Source organism: Enhygromyxa salina, assembly GCF_002994615.1.
GTDB classification, from domain to species: Bacteria; Myxococcota_A; Polyangia; order Nannocystales; family Nannocystaceae; genus Plesiocystis; species Plesiocystis salina_A.
In genome coordinates, this window is sequence record NZ_PVNK01000033.1 from 24,578 (window position 1) to 47,326 (window position 22,749).

At 64.8% G+C, this 22,749-nt stretch carries 11 protein-coding genes; 5 read left to right on the forward strand and 6 right to left on the reverse strand.

Annotation, left to right across the window (positions count from 1 at the left end; translation table 11 throughout):
- Window positions 1-56 precede the first annotated feature (56 nt).
- Window positions 57-1,154: an IS630 family transposase gene (locus ENSA5_RS03260; protein WP_106390084.1), complete on the reverse strand. Its 1,098-nt coding sequence runs from the start codon at window positions 1,152-1,154 to the stop codon at window positions 57-59.
- 33 nt (window positions 1,155-1,187) lie between these two features.
- On the reverse strand, window positions 1,188-4,823 hold the full coding sequence (locus tag ENSA5_RS35525) for a CHAT domain-containing protein (protein ID WP_181197321.1): 3,636 nt from the start codon (window positions 4,821-4,823) through the stop codon (window positions 1,188-1,190).
- Between the two features lie 223 nt (window positions 4,824-5,046).
- Between ENSA5_RS35525 and ENSA5_RS03280 the strand changes: the two genes are divergently transcribed.
- The 3 genes from ENSA5_RS03280 to ENSA5_RS03290 all read left to right on the forward strand — a co-directional run bounded on the left by ENSA5_RS03280 (window position 5,047) and on the right by ENSA5_RS03290 (window position 11,511).
- Window positions 5,047-8,754 (forward strand): type I restriction enzyme HsdR N-terminal domain-containing protein, encoded by a 3,708-nt coding sequence (locus ENSA5_RS03280; RefSeq protein ID WP_106390086.1) that lies wholly within the window; start codon window positions 5,047-5,049, stop codon window positions 8,752-8,754.
- 253 nt (window positions 8,755-9,007) lie between these two features.
- Window positions 9,008-9,646: a hypothetical protein gene (locus tag ENSA5_RS03285; protein WP_106390087.1), complete on the forward strand. Its 639-nt coding sequence runs from the start codon at window positions 9,008-9,010 to the stop codon at window positions 9,644-9,646.
- A gap of 197 nt (window positions 9,647-9,843) precedes the next feature.
- Window positions 9,844-11,511: a hypothetical protein gene (locus ENSA5_RS03290; RefSeq protein WP_106390088.1), complete on the forward strand. Its 1,668-nt coding sequence runs from the start codon at window positions 9,844-9,846 to the stop codon at window positions 11,509-11,511.
- A gap of 268 nt (window positions 11,512-11,779) precedes the next feature.
- Here the strand turns inward: ENSA5_RS03290 and ENSA5_RS03295 are convergent, their stop codons facing one another.
- Entirely contained in the window at window positions 11,780-14,866 is a 3,087-nt protein-coding gene (locus ENSA5_RS03295; RefSeq protein WP_106390089.1) for a tetratricopeptide repeat protein, read from the reverse strand.
- Between the two features lie 183 nt (window positions 14,867-15,049).
- On the opposite strand from ENSA5_RS03295, the gene ENSA5_RS03300 reads away from it, so the two are divergent.
- Window positions 15,050-16,489, forward strand: coding sequence for a transposase (locus ENSA5_RS03300; protein ID WP_106390090.1), 1,440 nt, complete (start codon window positions 15,050-15,052; stop codon window positions 16,487-16,489).
- Between the two features lie 980 nt (window positions 16,490-17,469).
- Here the strand turns inward: ENSA5_RS03300 and ENSA5_RS03305 are convergent.
- The 3 genes from ENSA5_RS03305 to ENSA5_RS03315 all read right to left on the reverse strand — a co-directional run bounded on the left by ENSA5_RS03305 (window position 17,470) and on the right by ENSA5_RS03315 (window position 21,106).
- On the reverse strand, window positions 17,470-18,225 hold the full coding sequence (locus ENSA5_RS03305; protein WP_181197322.1) for a leucine-rich repeat domain-containing protein: 756 nt from the start codon (window positions 18,223-18,225) through the stop codon (window positions 17,470-17,472).
- A gap of 64 nt (window positions 18,226-18,289) precedes the next feature.
- Complete coding sequence (locus ENSA5_RS03310; protein WP_181197323.1) at window positions 18,290-19,216, reverse strand: hypothetical protein; 927 nt, start codon at window positions 19,214-19,216, stop codon at window positions 18,290-18,292.
- 27 nt (window positions 19,217-19,243) lie between these two features.
- Complete coding sequence (locus tag ENSA5_RS03315) at window positions 19,244-21,106, reverse strand: multiheme c-type cytochrome (protein WP_146155274.1); 1,863 nt, start codon at window positions 21,104-21,106, stop codon at window positions 19,244-19,246.
- Between the two features lie 255 nt (window positions 21,107-21,361).
- Between ENSA5_RS03315 and ENSA5_RS35530 the strand changes: the two genes are divergently transcribed.
- Window positions 21,362-22,738: a DUF58 domain-containing protein gene (locus tag ENSA5_RS35530; RefSeq protein ID WP_146155275.1), complete on the forward strand. Its 1,377-nt coding sequence runs from the start codon at window positions 21,362-21,364 to the stop codon at window positions 22,736-22,738.
- Window positions 22,739-22,749: the final 11 nt, after the last annotated feature.

The following is a 22,749-nucleotide window of genomic DNA, read 5'->3' on the forward strand; positions in this document are numbered from 1 at the left end:
GGATTTCTTTCTCAAGACGAATACTAATGTTCTGAGTCCGTAGCAAGCAAGAAAAGTCAAACGGAACCAAAGACGTCGAGTACGCGCTGACATCGGCGGGCGACAGAGGCGATGATTTGGTCAGCGGTCTTGTGCCAGATGAAGGCCTTGGGGTCCGCGTTGTGGGCGTCGAGGTACTCCATGATTGCCTGCTTGAGTTCGCGTGTGCTGCAGTGGACGCCCTGACGGAGCGCTCGCTCCGTCAGCAGCGCAAACCATCGCTCGACCTGGTTGAGCCACGAGCTGTAGGTAGGCGTAAAGTGGAAGTGGAAGCGAGGATGCTTCGCTAGCCAGCGCTTGATGATCGGAGCGCTGTGCGTGCCGTAGTTGTCGAGGACGATGTGGACCTCGAGGTCCTTGGGCACAGCCTTGTTGATGGTGTTGAGAAATTTTCGGAACTCGATGGCTCGATGCCGAGGGTGACACTCCCCAATAACTTCGCCGGTGGCGACGTTCAGAGCGGCGAAGAGAGTCGTCGTTCCATGCCGGAGATACTGCGGCGTCTTTTGCTTGGGGTGACCCATGAGCATCGGGAGCACCGGCTGGCCCCGCTCCAGTGCCTGAATTTGAGATTTCTCGTCGACGCACAGCACCAAGGCGTTATCGGGCGGGCTCATGTAGAGCCCAACGACATCGCGGACCTTCTCGATGAAGAAGTCGTCGGTGCTGAGACGGAAGGTCTCGACCCGATGGGGCTTGAGGCCGAAGGCCCTCCAGATCCGAGACACGCTCGACTGACAGACCCCCGCTTTCTTGGCCATCTGGCGCGTGCTCCAATGGGTCTGCCCTGGAGGAGTGGTCTCGATCGTTGTCCGAATGATCTCCTCGACCTTCTCATCGGAGAGCTTGCGGCTCGTCTTCGGACGAGTGAGGTCACCGAGTCCAGCGACCCCCAACTGCGAGAACCGCTTGCGCCACTTGGAAACCGTGGTCGGTGTGACGCCGACTTCGGCAGCGACTTCGCTGGTGGCTTTGCCCTCCGCGCAAAGTAGGATGATCTTCGCGCGAGTGACGAGTTGCTGAGAGACAGTGCGGCCTTTGCGTTGGCTCAACGGGGCAAGGCGGGCGGCCCATGCGTTTCTTGGTCTGCATGGCCGCTGAACGCACCATAGCATGCAAAATTCCCAGTTTTCTACTTTTTTTGCTTGCTACGGACTCAGGACACTAAGTGCTTCGTCGAGTTTGTCGGTCTTCTGATAGATGTTCCCCACGCGACCATGTGCGATGGCTTCGTCTCGTGCATACTTCAGCTTTTGATATGTGGGTATGATCTCCTCCAGATACATCTTCAACGCCTCGTCTCGGTCGCCTCGATGTTGTAGAATATCTGCAATTTCGCTCATCGTGCCCGCTCGACCCGCCGGAGTTCGGAGTCGGTCGTATATGGGCAAGAGGCTGTCGAGGACGCGGAGCGCCTCGTCGAAATCTCCCTGATCACGGTAGATCTGAGCCACATTGTGAAGAGCGATCGCTCGCTCACGCTCGTCGCCAAGGGTCTCGTATGCTGGAATTTCTTGCTCGAGTCGAATCTGAAGGGCTCCACTCAGATCTCCCTTGGCTCGGAGTACGTGCGCAATCCGCCCCATGACACCGGCCTTCATGCTGAGATCGCCGGTACGTTCGGCGATCGGCAGCTGTTTGCTGCGATGGATGTGCAGAGCCTCGTCGAGTTGTTCCATCTCGCGGTGTGTGTCGGCAATCATGCCCCACGCAATTGCAACTTCGCGAAGATCCCCCAGCCGCTCGAATGTCTCGATCTGCATCCTCCAGACATGATCAGCTGACCTCATGTCCCCGCGCTTGGTCAAAATCATGGCGAGTTTCCCCATGCAAATGGCGGCCTCGCGCACGCAGCGAAGGCGTTTCAGGGTAGGCAATGCTTCCGATTTGAGAATTCGTATAGCTGCGTCAGGTTGACCTTGTCGCTCCAAGATATCTGCGATGTTGACTTTGGTGAGTGCCCATGAGCGCAGATCTCCCGATCGCAGATATATCGGTAGCTCAATCTCCTCGCGAATGGTCAAAGCTTCGGCGAAGCGTCCCTGGATCACGAGTATGTCTCCAAGCCTGCCGGTAATTATTGCTCGGTCGCGTTCGCTCTGGCTGCCTTCGAGCAGCTTGAGGGCCTTTCGCAGACAAACCTCTGCTTCTTGGACCCTCCCGCGTCGAGCCATCGACATGGCCAGGTTGTAGTTGGCTCGGCTGTGATCGTCGCGAGAGTACTGGGCGGTGTTTTCCAAGGCCGAGAGGGCAGCTACCAAACAGTGATGATGGAATTCGCCATCATCACCAAGCTGGTGGATCCGCGCTGCGATCTCGTAGAGGAGGGGGTTGGGCGGAGCGTCGGCGGCTTCAAGGCGTTGCACGAGATCGCGGGCATAGCTTCGTGCGACCTGAACTGGACGGGAGCGGGCCACCCACGCAAGTGCCAGTTGGCCAAAGGATGAGGCCACATCCCAATTCGAGGTCTTCGACGCGAGCTCGACCAGCTCGTATCCAGCGCGCATCTTGGCTGGGTCGCCAACGTGGTTCCGAACTGGAGCCCAGTGCCGTGCCAGCAACGCGACGAGGCTCCTGGCTGTCTCCGGCTGGAGCTTGAGCTGCTCATCGTCGAGCCCGCGTATGGCAACGGCTCGCACGCAGTTCGTAACGACGAAGGCCCGCCCACCGTCTCCGATGTCGGCGAGTTCCTCCCAAACACCCCAAGCGATCAGGCGCTCGCCGTCCCCATTGCAGGCCTCGCCCGCGCTCGCAAGTATGGCCGCCGCCGTGAGCGGCAACGGGATCTGGAACACCAGGGCGCGCCGAAGCAACTCTCGGTCACCTTCGGCGAGCGAGTCGAGAAGATCGTTGATGGCGATGTCACCGAGCAGGTCTGCGAGTTCCTCATCGTTCGGGTCGTGCTCGTGGAGCCCTTCGATCTCTTCGAGCACTCGCTTGCATCCACTCGGATCAATTCCCGCTCGCTTGAGCAGCAGAGCCAACACCGCCGGATTGCCTCGACACGAGGCTGCGCAACGCAGGCGCAAGTCATCGTCCGTCACCAGACGGGGCTCGCGACGGCATCGCTTGATCGCGTCACTCCGTGTGAATGCAGTCAGCGGCACCGTCGCCAGCGCGGAGGTCAACTCCCGTCCCGAGCGGTCGAGCAGCGTGAACCTGTAGCGACTCGTCAACAGCAACCGCGAGCGCGTCGTGGCGTGTCGAAACGCATGCAGGATCGCGGACATGGTCGCCACTACCGAGGCCTGAACGACATGTAGAGCGCCGGGCCTGCGCTCGAGCAGTTGCTCGAAGTCGTCGAGAACCAGCAGCATTGGTCGCGCGCCGCCGGCCTCTCCGAGCACGCCATCGAGTAGATCCCGCAACGCGGCATCGAGTTCGTCTTCGACCCGTAGCGACCACTCGCGGTACCAGCTCTCCACGCGCGTCCCAAGTGAGTCGTGAATCGTCTCGATCAGATTCCTGCCGTCGAACCTGCCGTGCACCACCACGGTGTCGTGATGGCACATGCGATCGACGACGCGCGCCGCGAGGCTCGACTTGCCGATGTTGCCGGGCCCGTGCAGGAGCACGCCAGCGTGGTCTGGGCTTCGCAATTGTCGGACACAACGCTGCAAGAGTGTGCGTCGTCCGACGAACACTTCCGGCCCGGCGACGGGAAGCCGGCGGTCACCAGCCAAAAAGCCGCTGTGGATCGGTAGTTGCTTGCGGCGAGCACCCCTGGGCCGGGCAAGTTGACCGCCGCCAGCGGGGCCGAGGAAAAGCCGCGCGAGGTGCCAATCGGGATTGGGGATCCGCCGAGCGAGCAGCACCAAGCGCGCTCGGACCACGGCCTCCTCGAGCGGATCGCCGAGGGCGAGTCGTTCGTAGAGCTTGGACGCGAACGTCGTCGCGGCGTAGTCACCTACCGGTGCCGCCCAGCCCAACACGGCCGGGAAGCCCGCGCGCGCGAGGGCCAGTGCTACCGAGTCCTGGTCGCGAGTAAACCCGCCGCCGGCCGCAGTCGAGCAAGCCGAGACGAATAGCAGGGCAAGGTTGCGGGCCATGGCCCCCAACGCGTCGAACAGCTGCCTGGCGGAGGTCCTCTCCAGCGCGCCGGTCTCATCTTCGAGCGCAAGGACCGGCTCCGGCGAGTTGTGCCCGTGACAGCTGATGTGAACGACATGGAGGGCATGTGCGTCGTCGGAACCCAAGCGCGCGGCCTGTAAACTCAGCTCCGCAGCCGTCCCTGTTTCCTCGACGAACAGGTCGATCCCCAGCTTCTCCGTCGCGTCGAGAATGAGAGCTTCCTCGTGCTCGAAGTCCAACTCGGAGACGCCCGCGGGCGAGGCCGCCATGAACAGCACCGAGAACGCGCCCTCACGAGGGCCGACGATCTCACCGATCTTGCCGACACGACGCAACGGTGTGTAGCCAACGCTGATGTCTCGAGCCCAAAAGTCGTTCTCGTCGTGGAGCAGCTCCCAGGGGGCGTCGAGCAGTACGCGATCCCGAGGCTCGACCTGCTTGGGTGTGGCGATCTCGAAGATCAGCGGTGCGGACAGCTCGCGGAGATCGCTGACCCAGCCTTGGCTCCCCTCGAGCCAGGTCGCCAGCTGCCGGCCGATGGCGACGAACTCGGCAGCCTCGCGCAATTTCACGGCCCGGTCGTAGCGCCGCGTGAGCTCGGACAGCTCGTCAACCGCGGCCTGACCGAAGGGTCTGCGGTTCTCGGGCTTGTCGCCGATGCGTAGTGCCAGCTCGCGCCGATCGTTCGTGAGGTGCAAGTGGGCGGTCGTCACCTCGACATGGTCGGACAGCCCGCGCGGGGCGACAAGTGAGCGGTGACAGTTCGCGTGGTCGCCGGGGTGTCGAACCCGCTTAACAAACCGCTGGGCCGTGTCATCAGGCTCCGGCTCGGCGGTGGCGGATCGGGCGCACTCTCCCAACTCCGGAGATCCAGGCCGACAACCCAGGCCTGGCCAAGCCGCGCCACTCGCCGAGCCCGTTGTAGGATTCGCCTCGATGACCGGGGCCATGGCACCACGACCTGCGATACGTGACGCGCTCGAGCGTCGGTTCCGCTGGCAGACCAACGAGGCCCAGATGGTGGCCGACATCCTGCTTCCAACGCTGCGGAGGATGTTCGCGGGACCCAACACCGAGATCAAGGTCGAGAGCCATCTGCAACTTCGACTCGGTACCAAGTTGTACACGATCGACAGCACGCAAGAGAAGAACGCAGCCACGGGTCGCGCGGACTTCTTCATCATCGATCGCAGCCGCAACGACCGCGTCATCGCGGTCGTTGAGGCCAAGCGACCTGGGCATGCGCTAGAGGCTGAAGACCGTGACCAACTCGGCAGCTACATGGGCACTGTCCGGCCCCTGGCGTCATTCGGTATCCTGACCAACGGCGAGGCGTCGGAGATCTACACGTGGCGTGACGGTGACATCGTCCCAGTCGACAGCATCGACGGGCTCGCGCTCGCCGGGCCCAGCTTCGACGAAGAGATTCACAAAGAGTACACGCGCCGACTCCTCGCGGTATCGGCCGAATATCGCGATCAGGTCGCTACCCAGATCGCCCGTACCAAGCTCGAGTCTGTCGCTCGCCCGTGTCTCCATCCGCGCACCGTCGTCGCTGCGATCCAATCCAGGATATCGACGCGGACACGCTCGGTCACAGTCGTGACCTCGCCGCCCCAGTGCGGCAAGACTCAAGTCCTCGTCGATCTGCTCGACGCGCATATGGGCCCCGCGTTCCTTGTCGATGACGACACGGCTGGCGTCGTCACCGCCATGTTCGAGCCTCCCCCCTCGACTGCGAGCGATATCCTCGTCGCCTACCTCGAGGCCCGCGGAGCACTGGCCCCGGTCCTCATCCTCGTCGACGCGACCGAACCTGACGCGCGGCTGACTCAAACCCTCAATCACACCGCGACCGTCGCCGACGCACGTTGTCACGTGGTCGTCGCCGCCAACCCCGACACGGTACGCAGGCTACTCACGCGCGAGGACTGCTCGCTGCTGTTTGACGCGGACGCCCCCGTTGAGGTCTACGAACTCGGCGCGTTCACGGACGAGGAGTTCACCCGCCTTTACCCCGACGCAGACCTCACGCGCCTCGTCGAGCCCTTCATGCGCTTGGTTCGGTGGCCCGGCCTGCAGCGCGCGATCCGTGATCACGAACTTCGCTACCTTCACCTCGGCGACGCGCTCGCCGACTGGTTCGTACGCGCCGACGCCGATACCCAACACGCCATGATTGCGCTCGGCGACTTCTTATCCCAGAGCCCGTTGTCGATGCGCGGGCCGTTACCGTCGCGGTTCACCACCCAGCAGCATCACCACTTTATCCAACTTGAGCGGGCCGGGTTCGTTTGTCGGGTCCCCAACCCAAAGTCCGGCATCCCCAGTTACGTCCTAAGCTGCGTCGAGATCGCGGCCTACGCGCTGCTCGCTCATATTTTTCAGGTCGACCCGCCAGACCCCAAGCTTATCGATCAGATTGTCGCGCGGCTACGGGCCGGACAGTCCGACGCAGAGTTCACGGCGATCGTCGCGCTGCTGCCCCACTTCTTGACGACATCTGCGTCCTCTGGTGCACGCGGGAAGATCGCGCGACGGATGCTCGCGCTCGCGCTCGATGTCCATCGGCTCGAGGGCTTCGTCCGCGCGACTGGGTCTGACGCGGGCGAGGGTCTCGACATCGCACCCGTCCGCGGCGCCCTTGATGTTCCGCGCAGGGTCGAGCGAGCTTTGCTCGCGCTACGCAAGCATGCCGGCAACATGCCGAACTTCCGTGAATTCGAGCAACTGATCGGACCAAGCCTGCGCTACGACACGAGCCGCCGTGAGCAGATTCTCGCCCTGAACCTGTCGAGCGAGGAGCTCACCGACGAAGCGGTCCTCACCAAGCTGACCCGCGGCCAATGCCTCGACATCCTGTGGATGCTGGCCGAGGGCGACTACGCTTGGCTCGACCACGGCGACCAAACGCGCGATCGAGTTGTGGCTGTCGCCGACGCTATCATCGCTACGCTCGGCCACGACCGTCGTGGCCTTCCGCTTGAGGCGACGCTGCCCGAGTTGGCCGGCCGCATCACTCGAAACGAGGCTCGAGACCTGGCCCAACTCCTCCGCCGCCGCCAATACCGACGCGGAACGCTCAACCTCGACCCGCATGTCTGTACCCTCGTCGCGCGCGTGGTCGAGGCCCACGTCAGCGGCGACTCGGACCCACTCGCCGACAGCCTCAGCCGCGCCGGAGCCATGTCTCCCGAGCTCCTCGAGGCGTTGCTCGACGCCGTCTTGTCCCACGGAACGCCCACTCAGTTCGTATACGTGCTCCTCAACGGCCTCGCCCGCGAGCTGCCCCAGTTCGACGAGACCCAGCAACGACGGGTTGTTGGCCGTCTCGTTGAGGTCGTCTGCGCAGACCCCAAACTGCTCGACGCGCTTGACTCGAACCTGCTCCGGTGGCTCGCCGCCGAGTTCGCCGAGCTGTTCGCTGATCTGTGCCAAGTCTCGACTCAAGCCTCGCTATTGACCCAGCTTCGCCTACTGCTCGAGCGCGGGCCCCAAGCGCTCCCGAATATCACCGAACTCGTCGAGAAAATGTCCACGGCCCAGATCGCGCAGGCTTGGGACCTGCCGAACTTCGCCGAGCTCCTATCGCGCGAGACCGAAGTCGATGCCTGGGTCGACGGCCTGGCACCAGGCTGCCCCGCCCGTCTCGTGGGCTCTCTGATCGAGCTTGATGGGACGGCGCTGGGGGCGTTCGTGCGACCGCCGAGTGAGCTCGCCTATGTGCGCATGCGTGAGCTCCTCACTTCGGCACGCGGGCTGTCTCCGACGCCGTGCCCTCCACCCGCACCGCGGTGGGTCCGAGCGCGAGTCAGCCAACTGCTTGCAGCCTGCTTGCCCGCGACCCCCGATCGTACGTCGCTGATCGCGCTCGATCGTTTGTTGCGCACGGCGCTGTTACGGGTCCACAAGTCCGCACTTCACCGGTGCGTCGTTCGTGAGCTCTCGACGTGGATGACGTCAGTCCCTAGCGCGCGCCCCGTCCTGTTCCGCCGCCTAATCTTGTCCGGCTTCGATCTGTGGGAGGTCAAACTCGACGACCCCGATTGTCCGATGCTGTACACGCTGCTCAGCGAGCTCCGCACGGCCGCCGGCTCGGATGCCGACGCACTGTTTCGCAAAGTTGCCAACTGGCTCGTGCAGCACTGGGCTCGAGTGCGTCAGCTGCCGCAGCTTCCCGTCTACTCCCTTCAACACCTGATGGGCGTCGAAGGGTTCACTCTTGCTGTCATGGACGCTGTCTGCGAGCAAACCGAAGCTGACGGCCCATCGCTCGACATCCTCTTGATCATGGCCGACATGCTCCCGTGGTTGGCGCAGACTCGGGTGCACGATCTCAGGCTCGCATTTCTCCATGGCCTGCTCGAGGACACCCCCAAACTTCACGGCGCGTTCGAGCGCGAGCACCCGCAGGCCTGGCGACAGTTCGAGCGGCATGGCCAGGCCCCGGACGACCCCCCAGCGATCGAGGCCGACGAACTCCTGCGTGAGCTCGACGCAGCCATCGAGCTGGTGCCCAGCCTGCCGACGACGATGCCCACGAGCTCGCCGATCATGTACCGCCGTTCGATGCTCGCGCCGCTCGATGGCGGGTTCAAAGCGTGGCTGCCCGATGCGTACCTGGCGAGCTGGCGCGTGGGGTGATTCCGTGGAGGACTGACTGTGCGGCCGCACGCGCACGTCAGTCGAGGTCGGCGCCACCGGCCAACATGGCGATGCGCACGCGCCGATCGATGCCGGCCCGATCGGGACGACCGTCAACGGGATCCCCTTGGTAACCCGAGCTTGACCTCGTCGTCGATCGCTGCGAGTGAGCACCGATAAGTTGTCTCAGATTCAATCGATTAGTCGTCGGTAGTTACTACCCAGCCACCGAGCTGGGGAGATCGGAAGACAAATGAACACCGACAAAACCGCATCTACCGTGCTCCGTCTCTTCGCCTGTGCCTGTCTGGCTCTCAGTGCCTGTACTGTCGAACACCTCGATGACGTCGACAGCATCGAGGAGACCGAACGCAACAAAGTCATCAATACGAACGAGATCGTGGACGACGGTCACGCCTCGCTCCACACCTTCGAGTCCGATGACATGGTCTACTCCATGAAATTCGGCCCGCTAGACGACGGTCTGTTCGTGGACCTGAGGCTTGAGACCGACGAAGGGACCTACGAGAACAGCATCGAGTACGAGTTCGTCGAGACCGATGAAGGCCCGTTCTTGGTGGTCGTCAACCAGGACGAGGTCGAGGCCAACGCCCAGATCATCCAGACCCACCTCGCGGGCAGCGACATCGAGGCTTTCCTGAACAGCGGGGAGGTTGAGTTGACCCCGGTCATGGCCCAGGACCAGTTCCGCGGGTGCGGCTGGGAGGCGACTTTGGTCGGGGCAGCTTGTGGCGGGACGCTCCTGGCACTCATCCTGTCCGGTGGTGGGTTCGCCATCCCGATCGCTGTCGGCGCCGTGGTCGCGGGAGTCCCTCTCACGGGCTTGTGTGTCGGGGCGATCCACAACTACCGCATCTGCAAGGGCTATTAAGTCGTCGCAGGTCTCGGCCGCAGTCCGTCACCTCGAAGGGCAAGTCCGCCGCGTGGACGTCGCTACGACGGTCCCAAAACAATGACGAGGGGTCCACTCGTCTCGTTTGGACCCCGAGGACATTAACTCGTCCCACTCTTGGGGGCATCCGCGTCTACAGACTGAGGCAACTCAGCCTCCCCGACAAGGAGCCTCCGATGTTCGACCGAACCAAACACAACAGCAAAACCAACCTCCTGTCGGCCATGGGGCTCGTCCCGCTCTTGGCCGCCTGCACCCCCGACGCAAACGACCAAACCCTCCGCGGCGCCGATGTCCTCGAGCCCCACATGGGCGACGAGGTCTTTCACGTCGGCATCCACGTGTTCACGGCGGAAGACAGCCCAGAGCAGGTCACTCAAAAAGCGCGAACCATCAAGCAGATGGTGCTCAACTCGCCCAACGCGTCGACTTGCTTCGAGGGACCGGCAGGGCGGGCCCAGCTTGCCATCCAGACCGAGTTCACTGCGCTGGAGTACGCGGAGGATCCCGTGGCGAGCGTCGAGGCCCTCGACCAGCGCCTCGACGCGCTGTTCGCCGAGGGCATCGCGGTCCACTTGCTGCTTCCGTTCCACTACATCACACCCCACGTCCTGAACAAGCAATGGCCACAAGTCGACTGGGCCGCAGCCAGTCAGTGGTCCAACAAGTCCTACTTCGCGCCCATGAAGCCCTGCGCGGACGAGTGGACCGACGGTGTTCAGTGCCCCTACGACGTGATCTTCCAGGGTTTCCAGCAGCCGGTGATCGCTCACCTCGTCGAGACTGGTCGCGCGGACAAACTCGCGGTCATCTATGTCGGCAACGAGTTCGGCTATGACCCGAACACCGACCCCGAAGACATTCCTGGTTCCGAGGCCGAGTGGGGCGGCGGCGCGAACTGGAAGGTCGCGCGCGCCGAAGCCCTGTCCTGGACTGCGCGACGGGCTCTCGACACGGCCCGCGACGCCGCCGACGGCCACGTCCGTGTTGGCCTGAAGTTCGTCGACGTTCAGAGCCCACACACTGGATGGACACCATACACGCCGGGCTCGGACCAACTATCCCACATCGTCCACGACGTCATGGGCCCGGGGGGGGATGTGTTTGGCTACGACGCGTATATCAGCGATACCGGCTACGACTCCAAAAACTACACGCGGCTGAAAGAATACTTCGACTACTTCCCCGATGGTCGGTTCGAGATCGCAGAGTTCGGAAGGCAGTGTGTCGGCGCGCCCGGCTCCTTGAGCGTTCACGAGCGCACGAGTGTCGCCGATGTCACGGGCACCGTCGCCAAGTGGTGGCCAACTCGCGGCATCAACATGTTCGGCTTCAACGTCACCGGCATCGAGGACGGATGCTACTCGCTGGTCGAGATCCGCGAACATCCGGGCAACGGCCACGCGCACGGCCACGGCAACGGCAACGGCAACAGCCACGGCCCCGACATTATCAAGACCCTCCCGGGCGCGAACAACCAAGCGCGCGGCCTGTGGGAACAATTCCAAGCGGCGACGGGAACCAGCGACCCCTGGCCCTGCGCGGACGGGCAAGTGGACGACCCGGTGATCGAGCCTGAGCCGTGCACGCCCACGGTCGACTCCGTCAGCCCGCTGACGGCGAGCCTGAACCAAAACCAGGTCTTCACCGTCCACGGCTCGTGTCTGCCGAACACGCTCGCCGCTTGGATCGCAGACTGCGACGAGCTCATGATCCTGGACACAGACACGGACATCGCGCAGTTCTCCTGCACGCCGAAGTGGACCTCCGGCACGAAGTCTGGGCTCGTCAAAGACGAACCGGGCGGGACGGTCCTCGCGGCCTTCGAACTCGACGTCCAGTAGCGAATGCTGGGCGCATACCTCAATGGTGCGAGGGGTCCGACTGGACCCCTCGCACTGCGTCTTTTCCGCGTTGGCCGTGGTCGCCGACATGCCCGTGCCCTGTGTGGTGTGGAAGAGCTGCTCGGCCGATGGCTGTGCGCCCAGGCGGGGTGGGTCCACGGACGCGTCCATGGGGATCGTGGTTCTCCTGCTCGCGGTTGGTCACCGACGGCGCCCGCGGAAGCGTGTTTGACCCTGGAGGCTGGCTCGACTGAGCGGGGGTGGCGGGTCAGCGTTGCTGGCTCCGACCTCGCAGCCATCGTCCAACGTCGGCCTCGCGCGGGTCTTTGTGTTCGCGATAGCCGTCGCGGGCCTGCGTGGCGAGCTTGCGGGCCCTAGCCTCGTGTCCCGGCAGCTCGACGAGCGTCTGCGCGAGCAGGAAGCGACAGGTGGCGAGAGTGAGGGGGTCGTCCGCGTTTGTGAGCAAGTCTAGCGCGCGCTGCAGCGACTCCCGTGCGAGTTCGGGCGAACCGAGTTCTCCCTTCGCTCGACCGACACACATAAGCGCAGCCGCGAGATTGCCGGGATCATCATTCCCTGAAACGGCAAAAATCGACTGAGCCTGTTCACAAGTCGCCAGGGAGGCATCCCAGGCCTCGCGTTCAAGCTCGATCTCCGCACGAACCAGCAGGCCGCGACCGTACTGCGGGTGCTCGGTACCCGGAGAGGCCGCCCAGATCTCCAGCGCGCGATCGATCGAGCCTTGAGCCTCGTTCAGGTCACCTCGCTTGCGCTGAATCTCGGAAAGCGGCAGCAGCGGGAAGCCGACCTCGGGGTGGGTCGGCCCGTGCTTGCTCTCGGCGATCTCAAGCGCGCGCGCGCAGTGCTTGAGCGCGAGTTCGTCGGCACCGACGTCCTCGTGGATGATGCACAGCGCCGAGTGACCCGCGGCGACCGTCGGGTTGTCGGCCTCAAGGTGAGCTTCCCAGGTCTCGATGGCCTGGTTGATCAAGCTGATGGCGCGATCGTATTCGTGAGCGCGAGCGTGGATGATGCCGAGGCTGTAGCGGGTGTTTGCTACCGCAGGGTGGTCGGGCCCGTAGACTTCCGTCCCAATCTCGAGGGCCCGCTCGGTCACCTCGATGGCCCTCGCGTACTTGCCCATCTTGCGGAGCGTGGCACCGATACTGCTTAGGGTTGAAGCGACGGCGGGGTGGACGGGGCCGAGGTTGGCCTCGAACACGGTCAGTGCCTGCTCGTGCATCGCGAGGGCCCGCGGATAATCGCCCGCCGACTCGTAGTCGCCTGCGAGAGAGGTGACGTAGCGCGCGACATCGGGGTGGGCAGATCCGAATGCGTCTTCGAATATCTTCAGCCCGCGGGTCTTAAGCTCGATCGCGCGGGTTAGGTCGCCGCTTTGAGCGTAGGCCCGGCCAAGATGAAGTAGCGACTCAGCGACCTCGGGGTGGGTCGGACCAACTCGCCGCTCCGTGGCCTCAAGGACCTCTGTAAAAATTTCGATTGCCTTTTGATTGTCCTGGTTGCGACCGTGGATGACCCCGAGCACGCTGTGGAGCTGAAGACGGCGGATATCGTCCGCCGGTGTCTGGGCCCGGTCTAGGAGCGCGACGCCAGCGTTGTGCCAGTGCAGGGTTTCCTTGGTCCGCGCACCACTGACCCCGATGGCGTGGGCAAGCGCGTGAGTCGAGATGACCGCGACGTCGTCGGCGTTCGACGAGAGGGCGGCGAAGTAGGCGGCCTCGAGGTGTTTCTCCGCGAATTCGTAGTTGCCCATCTGCGCGTGCAGGCTTCCGAGCAAGTACAGTGTCTCCGCCTGCAGCGGCAGCCAGCCCAGCGCGTTGGCTTCTGGCTCGACCTGCTCGGTGATCTCAAGCGCTTCGGCGTAGTGGCCCGCTGCCCGCAAGGCCGCGGCCCGGCCCAACTCCGTTCGGATGGCGAGGATCTCATCCCACTCGTCCTCCGTGGTCATCGGTCGTGCGAGCAATTTCGCCTCGTCCTGGCACAGCGACACATCGGGTAGGCGTTGAAACGTCTGACCTGCTCCGCGGACGGTCCCGGGCTCTGCACCCAGCTTGGTGTAGATCTTCACGAATGAGTCGAAGGTCAGTCGTTGCTCTGCCAGGCAGTCTCGAGCCCGGGTCGCAAGGTCGGCATCCCACGTTTCATCGATAGACTCGGCACGGCACGTCGCCTCAGTCGCGCGCCTCCAGTGGGTGCTGAACTCACGCGCGTTGGTGACCATGGTCTCCACGGTCTCACTCGCGTAGATGACCTCGCTGGAGAGGATCGACTCGGATAGACTCCGCTCAATGGCCTCATTCCAGCTTTCGTCGATCGCGGCGGCCTCGGCCTCGCAGGCGGCGGCGGCCTCGGCGTGGGCCGCCCGTTTCTCGATGGTGAGCGCGCCAGCGACGAACGCGAACAGCACACCGGCGCCAAGGAGCCAACGCCGCGGACGTGGGTCGTTGTCGAGCGCCGCAGATAACTCGCGCAGGCTCGCATGGCGGTGATCAGGCACCTTTGCCAGGCCACGCAGGACGACCTTTCCGAGCCACCGGGGGACGGACACACGCGAGGGCGGGGGCGCGATCGCCATAGTTGTAGTTGCCGTGCCGACGTCGACGTAGGTGTCGGCGGACAAGGGCATAATCCCGTAGAGCGCGCGCCACAGAGCGACGCAGACGGAGTACTGGTCGGAGCGCTCGTCGCCGGAGAAGCCTAGGGACAGTTCCGGGGCCATGTACCCCGGGGTTCCGACAGGCCGAGTGGAACCCCGATTGCCGCCGGGTTGGCGATTGCCCGTGTCGCTGGCGAGTTCGTCCGCGTCCCGTGCCCGCGCTAGGCCAAAGTCGAGCACGCGGACTCGGTCGCGCCCGATCATCACGTTGGATGGCTTGAAGTCACGGTGTAAGATCCCGCGGACGTGAGCCGCGATCAGCCCATCGATCGCCTGTTTAAACACGTCGACGACCTCGCGCCAGGATCGCTCGGTCTCCTGCAGCCACTGGCTCATGGTCTGGCCCTCGATGAACTCCATCGCAATCCAGACCCGGCCCTTCCAAGTACCGACCTCGTAGACCGAAACAATATTCGGATGGTTGAATTGTGCGAGCGTCTGGGCCTCCTCAAGGATCTTCGAACGCGACGCATGGTCGAGATCCCCGTGGAGCATCTTGATCGCTACGTTGCGATTGAGCTGTGTGTCGCGGGCCAAGAACACGACTCCCATTCCCCCTTCACCGATTGTGGAGATAACGACAAAGTGATCGATGGTCGTCCCGGGCTTGAGAGTATCCAAGCTCGATTGGCCAGCACGAGGAAGCGTCGCTGCGTTGGTCGTTCGTTCGTCATTCATGTTGGCATCCTCCAGGAGCGTGGATCAGCTCGCACGTGGCGGAGTCGCCCTTGGATATGACGGACGGCAGTCGAGATCTGCGACGACATAGCGCCGATTCTCACCAATAAAATTTCGGGTTGATCGGTAGTTTGGTGCCTGGCTAGCACGGGACACGGGCTGGGTGTAGACTCGACGGGTCGCATGGAGTTGTCAGAGCATGATCTCATCACCGCCGTCGAGAGGGCGCGAGCGCATGTTGAGCGGGCACGGATTTTGTTGGGAGAACTGCGTTCCAGCGGGGAAGATGGCGATTATCTCGACGAGATCGAGCGCGTGTTGAAGCGCAATCTGTCTGCGGCATTACGACTTGCGCAGACAAATCACTTGGCCTCGCTTGAGGTCATCCTCCTGGCCGCGGATCGCGCACGCCGCGAGGCTTTGCACGCGGCGACGATCGTTCACGGTCGCCGGTTGGCGAGCTTCGCAGATCGCAAGGCAGGCTCCTACGACGAGGCCCTGTCCGCGACCTGGTCGATCGTCTATGAGGCGATCTTGACCTGGAGCGCTTCCGGCTCGTTCGAGGCCTGGTTCAAGCAGATCCTTAGGCACGAGGCCTACGAGTTCGACCGTCGCAGGGGGCGGCAGAAGCGGTGGGAGGAGCGTTACGAGAGCGAGCGAGCACTGCGCGGGGAGCCCCACGCGACGCCAATGACCGGGACGACCCGTCAGGGTCAGCGCCTTTCGCTGCAAGCCTTTGTCGATTCACTCGGTGCCATCGATCGTGACCTGTGGGTTCGGGGGATGGAGCTTGAGATGCAAAAGCTCGATCGAGAGGATATCTACGCGGCGCTAGCCTGCGACCACAGTCTGAGTCAAGACGCCATCAAGGGCCGCCTAGTCCGCCTCAGGCGGCAGTGTCGACGCTTAGTGGGGACCCACGAAGGTATGGCTGACCTGGTTGCGCTGTGGCTCGGGAGCGAGCGACAGGGCGACGAGTTCGTCATCGTCGCCGCGGGCATCACTGTCAACGACTTCAAGAAGCAGCTCATGTTTCGCCGTGTGAGTGAGGTCGGCCGTTCCGCCTTCGGTCGTCTATTAGAGACCCTGATCGAGCGAAATCTGCCTCGAGACCGCAAGCTGCTCGTGGTCACGGACCGCAGTCCAGGAGTGGTCAAGGCCCTGCAAATTCATCTGGGCGCCGACGCCGTCATCCAACCTTGCTTGACTGCACTCACTCGCGCAGTCGTCGACATCCTCCCCGAGGCCCGGCGCGGCTCGTTCACGACCAAGATCCTGCGTGCGTACAGGCGCCAGGACCTCGCTCATGCGCAGTCTGAGCTCGAAGCGCTTGTCGCTCGACTTGAGCCGATCAGCCCGCCAGCCGCAGAATTGCTCTCGCGCGAGCTAGCTAGGTCACTCACGACGAAGCGCTTCCAACTTCCCACAAGCCTTGAGGATCAGCTCAGCCACGTGCGCTTCATCGCCAACGAGTCGGGGCACGGGCAGGTCAGTGGCAACTGGCTCGCGGGGTTGTTCTCGAACTTGCGTAGTCGTCGAAGTCAGGAGTACCGCAAGGTCGCGCTCGCACGGCTAGCAGACGAACTCAACACTATCAGGCGCGACGACGAGGCTGCGGCTTAACCAAAACCAGTGAGAGCTCCTGCGTCGACGAGCTCTTCGTGCACACGCGTTGTGAGTTCCGTGGCGCAAAATGCGTCTACCTGGGAACAAGACACGATGAACGTCATGTCCCGCGTGGCTAGCGCCGCCGATAACGTGTTCCATTTCGGTCGGGGGTACCTCTACAGTACATGAGCGCTCATCTCATCTCAACCCAAGCGGGTCTAACGTGTGCGGTTGTCGCACTGTTGGTAGCTGCGGCGCTCACCTGCACGTTCAGCTGCAACCGAGTAATCCCTTGAGTTGGTACGGATCCTCCATGCCGATCCATTTTGAGGAGGGCGGGGTGCTCGGTGGAGGAGCGTGCGTGACGAGCGACAACCAGGCACCGCTCTGACAGACTCATTCTCCCACTGAGCGGCGCAGGGCGCGAGGGCTTTTGCTCCCTGCGAGCCGGTGCGGGAGCCCACTTTGGTCGGCCTCACTGTGAGCATCGAGGAGGTCAGGACCGTCCGAGTTCGAAGTCGGTCGACGTGGGGCTCCTCAGCTGTCTCACCCTTGTTGGCATGGGGCGGAGTGCTGCGAGTGTGCTGTGACCCTGCACCTACCCGCTCCCCACCCCGGAACCCCACGGCACCAAACGGCACGAGAAACCCAAACAATTCCAACGGGATGCGTGCCAAGTCCGCGCCATCATTACGGTTCTTCGCACCCCGTCGAAGACCCTAGCAGCCCGTGGTGCAATGCCTCGTGTCGCCTCGCGCCGGAATTTGCGCCAAGGGCGCGAAGCCAAAACGCCGCTGTACCGGGCATACTGCAAGTTTTGGCGACAAAGCCCTCGGCGAAAAGGCCAAGCAATGCCTCGTGTCGCCTCGCGCCGGAATTTGCGCCGAGGGCGCGAAGCCAAAACGCCGCTGTACCGGGCGTACTGCAAGTTTTGGCGACAAAGCCCTCGGCGAAAAGGCCAAGCGAGGCGGCGCGAGGCATTGCACCCCGGGCTGCTAGGCGATGATCGACAACCCCTTGGCCTTCGCCAGTTCCTCCTTGCGCTCTTTGGCCACCTTCGTACCCTGAAGATAGATTGTCAGCTTCTGGCAATCCATGAAGGCGTCAGGGATGTCCTCGACCGCGGAGTTGCTCAGGTTGAGGTAGCGGAGCTTCGTGCACCGGACCAGATCCGCCGGAACCGTGGTCAGAGCCGACTCGGCGCAATTGAGGATGTGGAGCTCGGTCAGGGCCCCGAGCCCCTCGGGGAGCGCGGTGATCGGAGCCGCAAGCTGAAGCTCCTTCAAGCGGACGAGCTGCAAGACCGTTGCCGGTAGCGCGATCGCCTCCGTCGACTTCACCAGCAGGACCTCGAGGTTGACCAGCGCCCCCAGGCTGTCGGGGAGCGGGCCTTCGGAGCTCCAGGTGATCTCGAGGGTGTTGAGGTTGACGATCGTCGGGATCTCCGCGGTGACCTGCCCCAGCGGTCCCGACATGAGGTGCAGGCGCTCGAGCGCGGGCAGCTCGGCGAGCACCGCCGGGATGGACTCGAAGCGGTTGCTGTTCAAGGTCAGCACCTTCAGCTTGCTCAGAGATTTGAAGGCGGCCGGGAGCTCGCGGAGCTGGTTCGACCCGAGGTCGAGCTCCTCGAGGTTCACGAGCTCGGTGAGCTCCTCGGGGACCTCCGTCAGCGACTTGAAGCGGAGGTCCAGCCGCTCCACGGCAGCGCGGCTCTTCGGCGACTTGGGGATCTTCTTGGCGATACGTGGCATTTCTCTACTCTTCGCTGATGATGAAGTGCGTGAACATTGCCCCTGACTGCCGGACGCCCGCATTCTAAAACCGAAGCGCGATCCCGCCCCCGAACGGCGACGGTCCGCCCCCCGGCCCAAGCACGAGGCGTGGCTTTCCGCGGCGATCGTGAACCAGCAGCGTCGGCCCACGCCGCACCACTGAGCCGAGCGCGCTCTTCCTCATGTTGATGCCTTTGCTGAGCAACGGCAGACCGATAGCGAACGAGACTACGGCACCGGGCACGCTGACAAAAGCCAGGTAGAGCGCGTCCGACTCGCCCAGCGCGACCCCGGCCCCAACAAGCCCGGTGATGAACCCAATCCCGAGGAGGAACACGCCAGCAGTCATCACCGCCTTGCCTTGTTCGTACTCCGCCCGATTGAGGATCGGCCGCTTTCCGATCTCGGATGACTTCACTTCCGGACCGGGCTTCGGCGCTTCTCCGCCGTTGAGCATCGCCACGCTGTGAACCTCCTCCCGAGCGACCTGACGCGCGATCCCGTCGCTCCCAAGGATCACGACCGACGTGTCGTCGACGCTCTGCAACTGGCCATAGACAAAGATACCGTCCACGCGCTGGACGTCGACCTGCTCCCCGAGCATCAGCTGCCACCCGGCGGTCGTTCGGTCGTTCGGGGCCAGGGTCGGCGCGGGAGCGGGGGCATCCGGCGTAGGCGGGTCGAACGCAGGGGAGTCGGCCAGTGACGGCGCGGTCCTCAGCTCGGGCGCGGCGTCTGGCGGCGCGGCCGATACATCTGGCGGCGCGGCCAACACATCGAGAGGCACCAGTGAGAGCGTGAACGCGACAACCGTCGCACTCGTGAGTAGCCGAAGAACGAAGCGTCGCATCGTGTCGATTGTCGGATCGCGCGCCGCGAAAGCCAAGCGCAAACGACGCAGATTGAGTTCGTGCCTCGACAGCTGTGGTCTCGCGCACAACCGGCACACCTTTGGCTCGCATGCGGTCATGCGGGGGTTTTCACGATGACCCCGCGCTCACCCCCTACTGCGACGGCGCCGGAGCCCGAGCAACACCAGCGACAGCAAGCCGACGCTCAGCGGCGGGCCGCTGTCGCGGGTCGAGCAGCTGCACCCGGAGCCCTCCTCGCTGCCGCCAGCGCTGTCCGTGCTGGTCGCGTCGGTCGTGGCCCCCGAGTCGCTGCCGCCCTCACTGTCACCAGAGTCGCCGTCTCCCGGGTCGCCGTCGCCGTCGCCGTCGCCCGGATCGCCGTCACCATCCCCAGGCTCCGGCTGCTCGAGCCCGGTCAGAGGCACGGTGACCGTGGCCGCGCCCAGGACCACGGGCTGGGGGCCGCCGTCGTCCATGTACATGTCGTGGACGGCCTGGCCTGCGTCGTTGACGTCGTTGTCGTCGCGCAGTTGATCGAGGTAGCTCGGGGTGTTGATCAGGTAGAGCAGCCGGACCGAGAGCTCGAGCTCGTCGTCGCTGGCGTCGTCGGGGGTCACGTCGACGACCGAGGCCGGCGCGAAGCTGTAGCTGTGATCGTCGTAGTTGGGCCAGGTGTCGTCAGGCAGCAGCGTGTAGCGATCGCCGACCGGATCGGTCTCGAGGTTTTGGACCGCGCCCTTGGCCGGGATCCGGGTGTCGAGCACCCAGTGGTCGTTGAGCAGCAGATGGTTGCGGGTCCCGTCGCTCCAGCGCTCGGCCACGCCCTCGTAGGTCCGGAGCTGGTCGTCGCTCTCGATGCTCTCGCCGTCCCACAGCCCCGATGACCACACGAGCTCGCCGGCGTAGCTCGCCGTGACCTCGAGCCACATGACGCGGCCCTCGGAGTAGCCCGAGGGCAGCTTGTGACCGGTCTCGTTGGTCACGCGCACGGCCAGCGCGTCGACGCCCACCGCGAGGTCGACGGCGGCAGGGAACTCGACGTCGAGGGTCGCGGCGGTGGCCAGGAAGTCGTCGTACAAACTGATCGCGACGTCGATCGCGTTGGCCTTGGCGCCGGGCGAGTTGTCGGCGATGACCTGCAGGGCCTGCTTGTTGGCGCCGAGGATCAGGTGCCGCCGGGCGCTGCCGTCGTCGTGGTGGCTGAGGTTCTCGTACTCGAGGCAGCCGGCCGCGGGCACCTCGACCGTGGCCATGTGGCAGTCCTGGCAGGTCCGGGCGTCGTCACCGGGCTGGGCGTAGGCGCTGCCGAGCCACTCGCTGTAGGTCCGCTGCTCGTTGAAGGGCACGCCCATCGACGCGCCCTGGTCATCGACGCGACCGCGCCCGGTCGAGACGTCGTGGCAGGTCCCGCACATGCGCGAGCTGGGCAAGAAGTCGAGATCCTGAATGATCGGATGCGGCGGCAGCTCCGGGCCGTTTGGATCGCTGTAGTCCCACGGGCCGCGCCGCGGCGGCTGCCCGTCGACGAGCACGTCGTCGAGGACATAGCGGGCGTTGCCGGGCGGGGTCTCGCCGTCGTCGATCGCCCGATGGCAGACCTCGCAGCTGACGCTGTCGAGATCGGGCGGGAGCAGCTCGTCGACGGCGATCGCGTCGCCGCGGCCCTCGAGGAAGGCCCGCGGCGAGTGACAGCGTACACAGTCCTCGGTCTCGCCCGGGTAGTCGTCCGAGGCCAGCGCGACCCCGGCCCAAAACACCGGGTCGCGGGCGGCGTTGGCCATCAGGGTGCCAAAGTAGGCCGCCGGGGCGTGGGGCGGGAGGTCGATCGCCAGCGCGTTGTTCTCGTACTCGTGGCAGCCCGAGCACATGAAGTCGAGGGTCAGCGGGTTCTGAAGCGACTCGGTCGGGGTCGCGTGGGCGACCTGGGGCGGCGCGCTCGAGAAGCACAGCGCGCTCAGGCCGACACAGACAAACACCGAGGTCACGGCAGCCCGTGGCGAGGTCGTCACCGCGCGAGCCTATCACGCACCGACGAGCCGGCCGCGTCTGTGCGCGCGAGCAGCAGCCGAACTCGACAGCCGAGGCCGCGGCGCGCCCGAAGCTCGCGCGCGGAGAAAAGCCTGGAATGTTTCGACCGCCCAGACGTGTACGGGGGCGCGGCGATCCATCTGCGGTATGGACGAGGGCTGTCCGCGGGTCCCCAAACCCGCTTGTGGTGGATCCGAACCCAGCCTGCTAGCCTCGGACCCGACTTCGGCCCCCCTGTGTCCCGCCCCGCGCAAGCTCCCCCGCGTCGCCGCAACACCAAGCTCAGCCGGGCTTGGGCCGCCGTCAAGCGCGGCATGACCCGCGCGCTCGGCCCCTTCCCGATCACGCCGCTGGGCTTGCTGGTCGGGCTCGGCTGCGGCTACGCGCTGGTCGAGTACGGCTTTGGGCGGATCGATCTCGTGCTCCTGGTCATCGGCGCGGTCGGGCTCGGGGTCGCGGCCTTCGGGCTGCTCGCGACCACCGCGGGCGCCCTGATCTTGTGGCTGCACCACCGCAAGCGCGGCCAGGCCAAGGACGCCAGCGAGGGCTCGCTCGACGTCGAGTGCGGCTACCCGGTTCCAACTGGCTTTTGGCTCCCGCGCCTGCGCGCCCTGCCCTTCGTGTCGATCAGCTGGCGCTGGATCACGCCCGAGGCCCAGGTTCGGATCGCGCCCAAGCGCGGTCGCCTCCGCGAAGAGGTCATCGCCTCGCGCCGCGGCCAGGTCGCCGTCGTCGTCCGCGAGCTCGAGGTCGGCGACATCTTCGGGCTCACCCAGATCTGCCTGCGCCTGACCGAGCGACGCAAGGTCCGCTTCGTGCCCTCGGTCGGCCAGCTCAAACGCGTCGACGTGATCCGCGGGATGGCCGGCGGCGAGGACATCTCGCACCCCGAGGGCCCCCAAGAGGGCGAGCTCTACGATCTGCGCGCCTACACGCCCGGCGACCCGATCCGCTTCGTGCTCTGGAAGGTCTTCGCGCGGACCCGCCAGCTGGTCGTGCGCGCGCCCGAGCGCGCCCTGAGCCCGATCCGCCAGACCTGCGCCTACGTGGTCGCGGGCAGCGGAGACGAGCCGGCCGCAGGCGCCGCCCGCCTCGCCGTCGAGCTCGGCGCGCTCGGCAGCGAGTGGGTCCTGGGCGCCGACGGCAGCAACGACGACGCGACCCGCAAAGATCAAGCCGTCGACGTGCTCGCGCGCTCGGCCGACGTCGCCGATCCGGTCGGCGGCAAGGGCCTCGGCGCGTTCTTGCAGCGCCGCGGCAAGGGCAGCATCGGGCGCGCGGTCGTGTTCGTCCCCGGCCGCCCGGGCCCGTGGCTCGACAACGTGGCCGAGCAGTGCAAGCACGTCGGCAGCCGCGGCGGTCGGATCGAGTTCGTGGTCGGGACCGACGGCATCATCCCGCCGCCCAAGCGCAAGTGGCTGGCGCGCCTCGCAATCCGCGAACACGCGCCCGAGATCCCGCCGGGCTCGACCGCCCCCGTCACCACACAGCAAGTCGCCGAGGTCGTGCGCGTGCTGTCCAACGCCGGGCGCGTGATCGTCGTCGACCGCGCCGCCGGTCGGATGTTCGCCGGCGGCCACCTCCACGCGCTCGACAAACAGCGCGCCGCCTGACCAAGCACGAG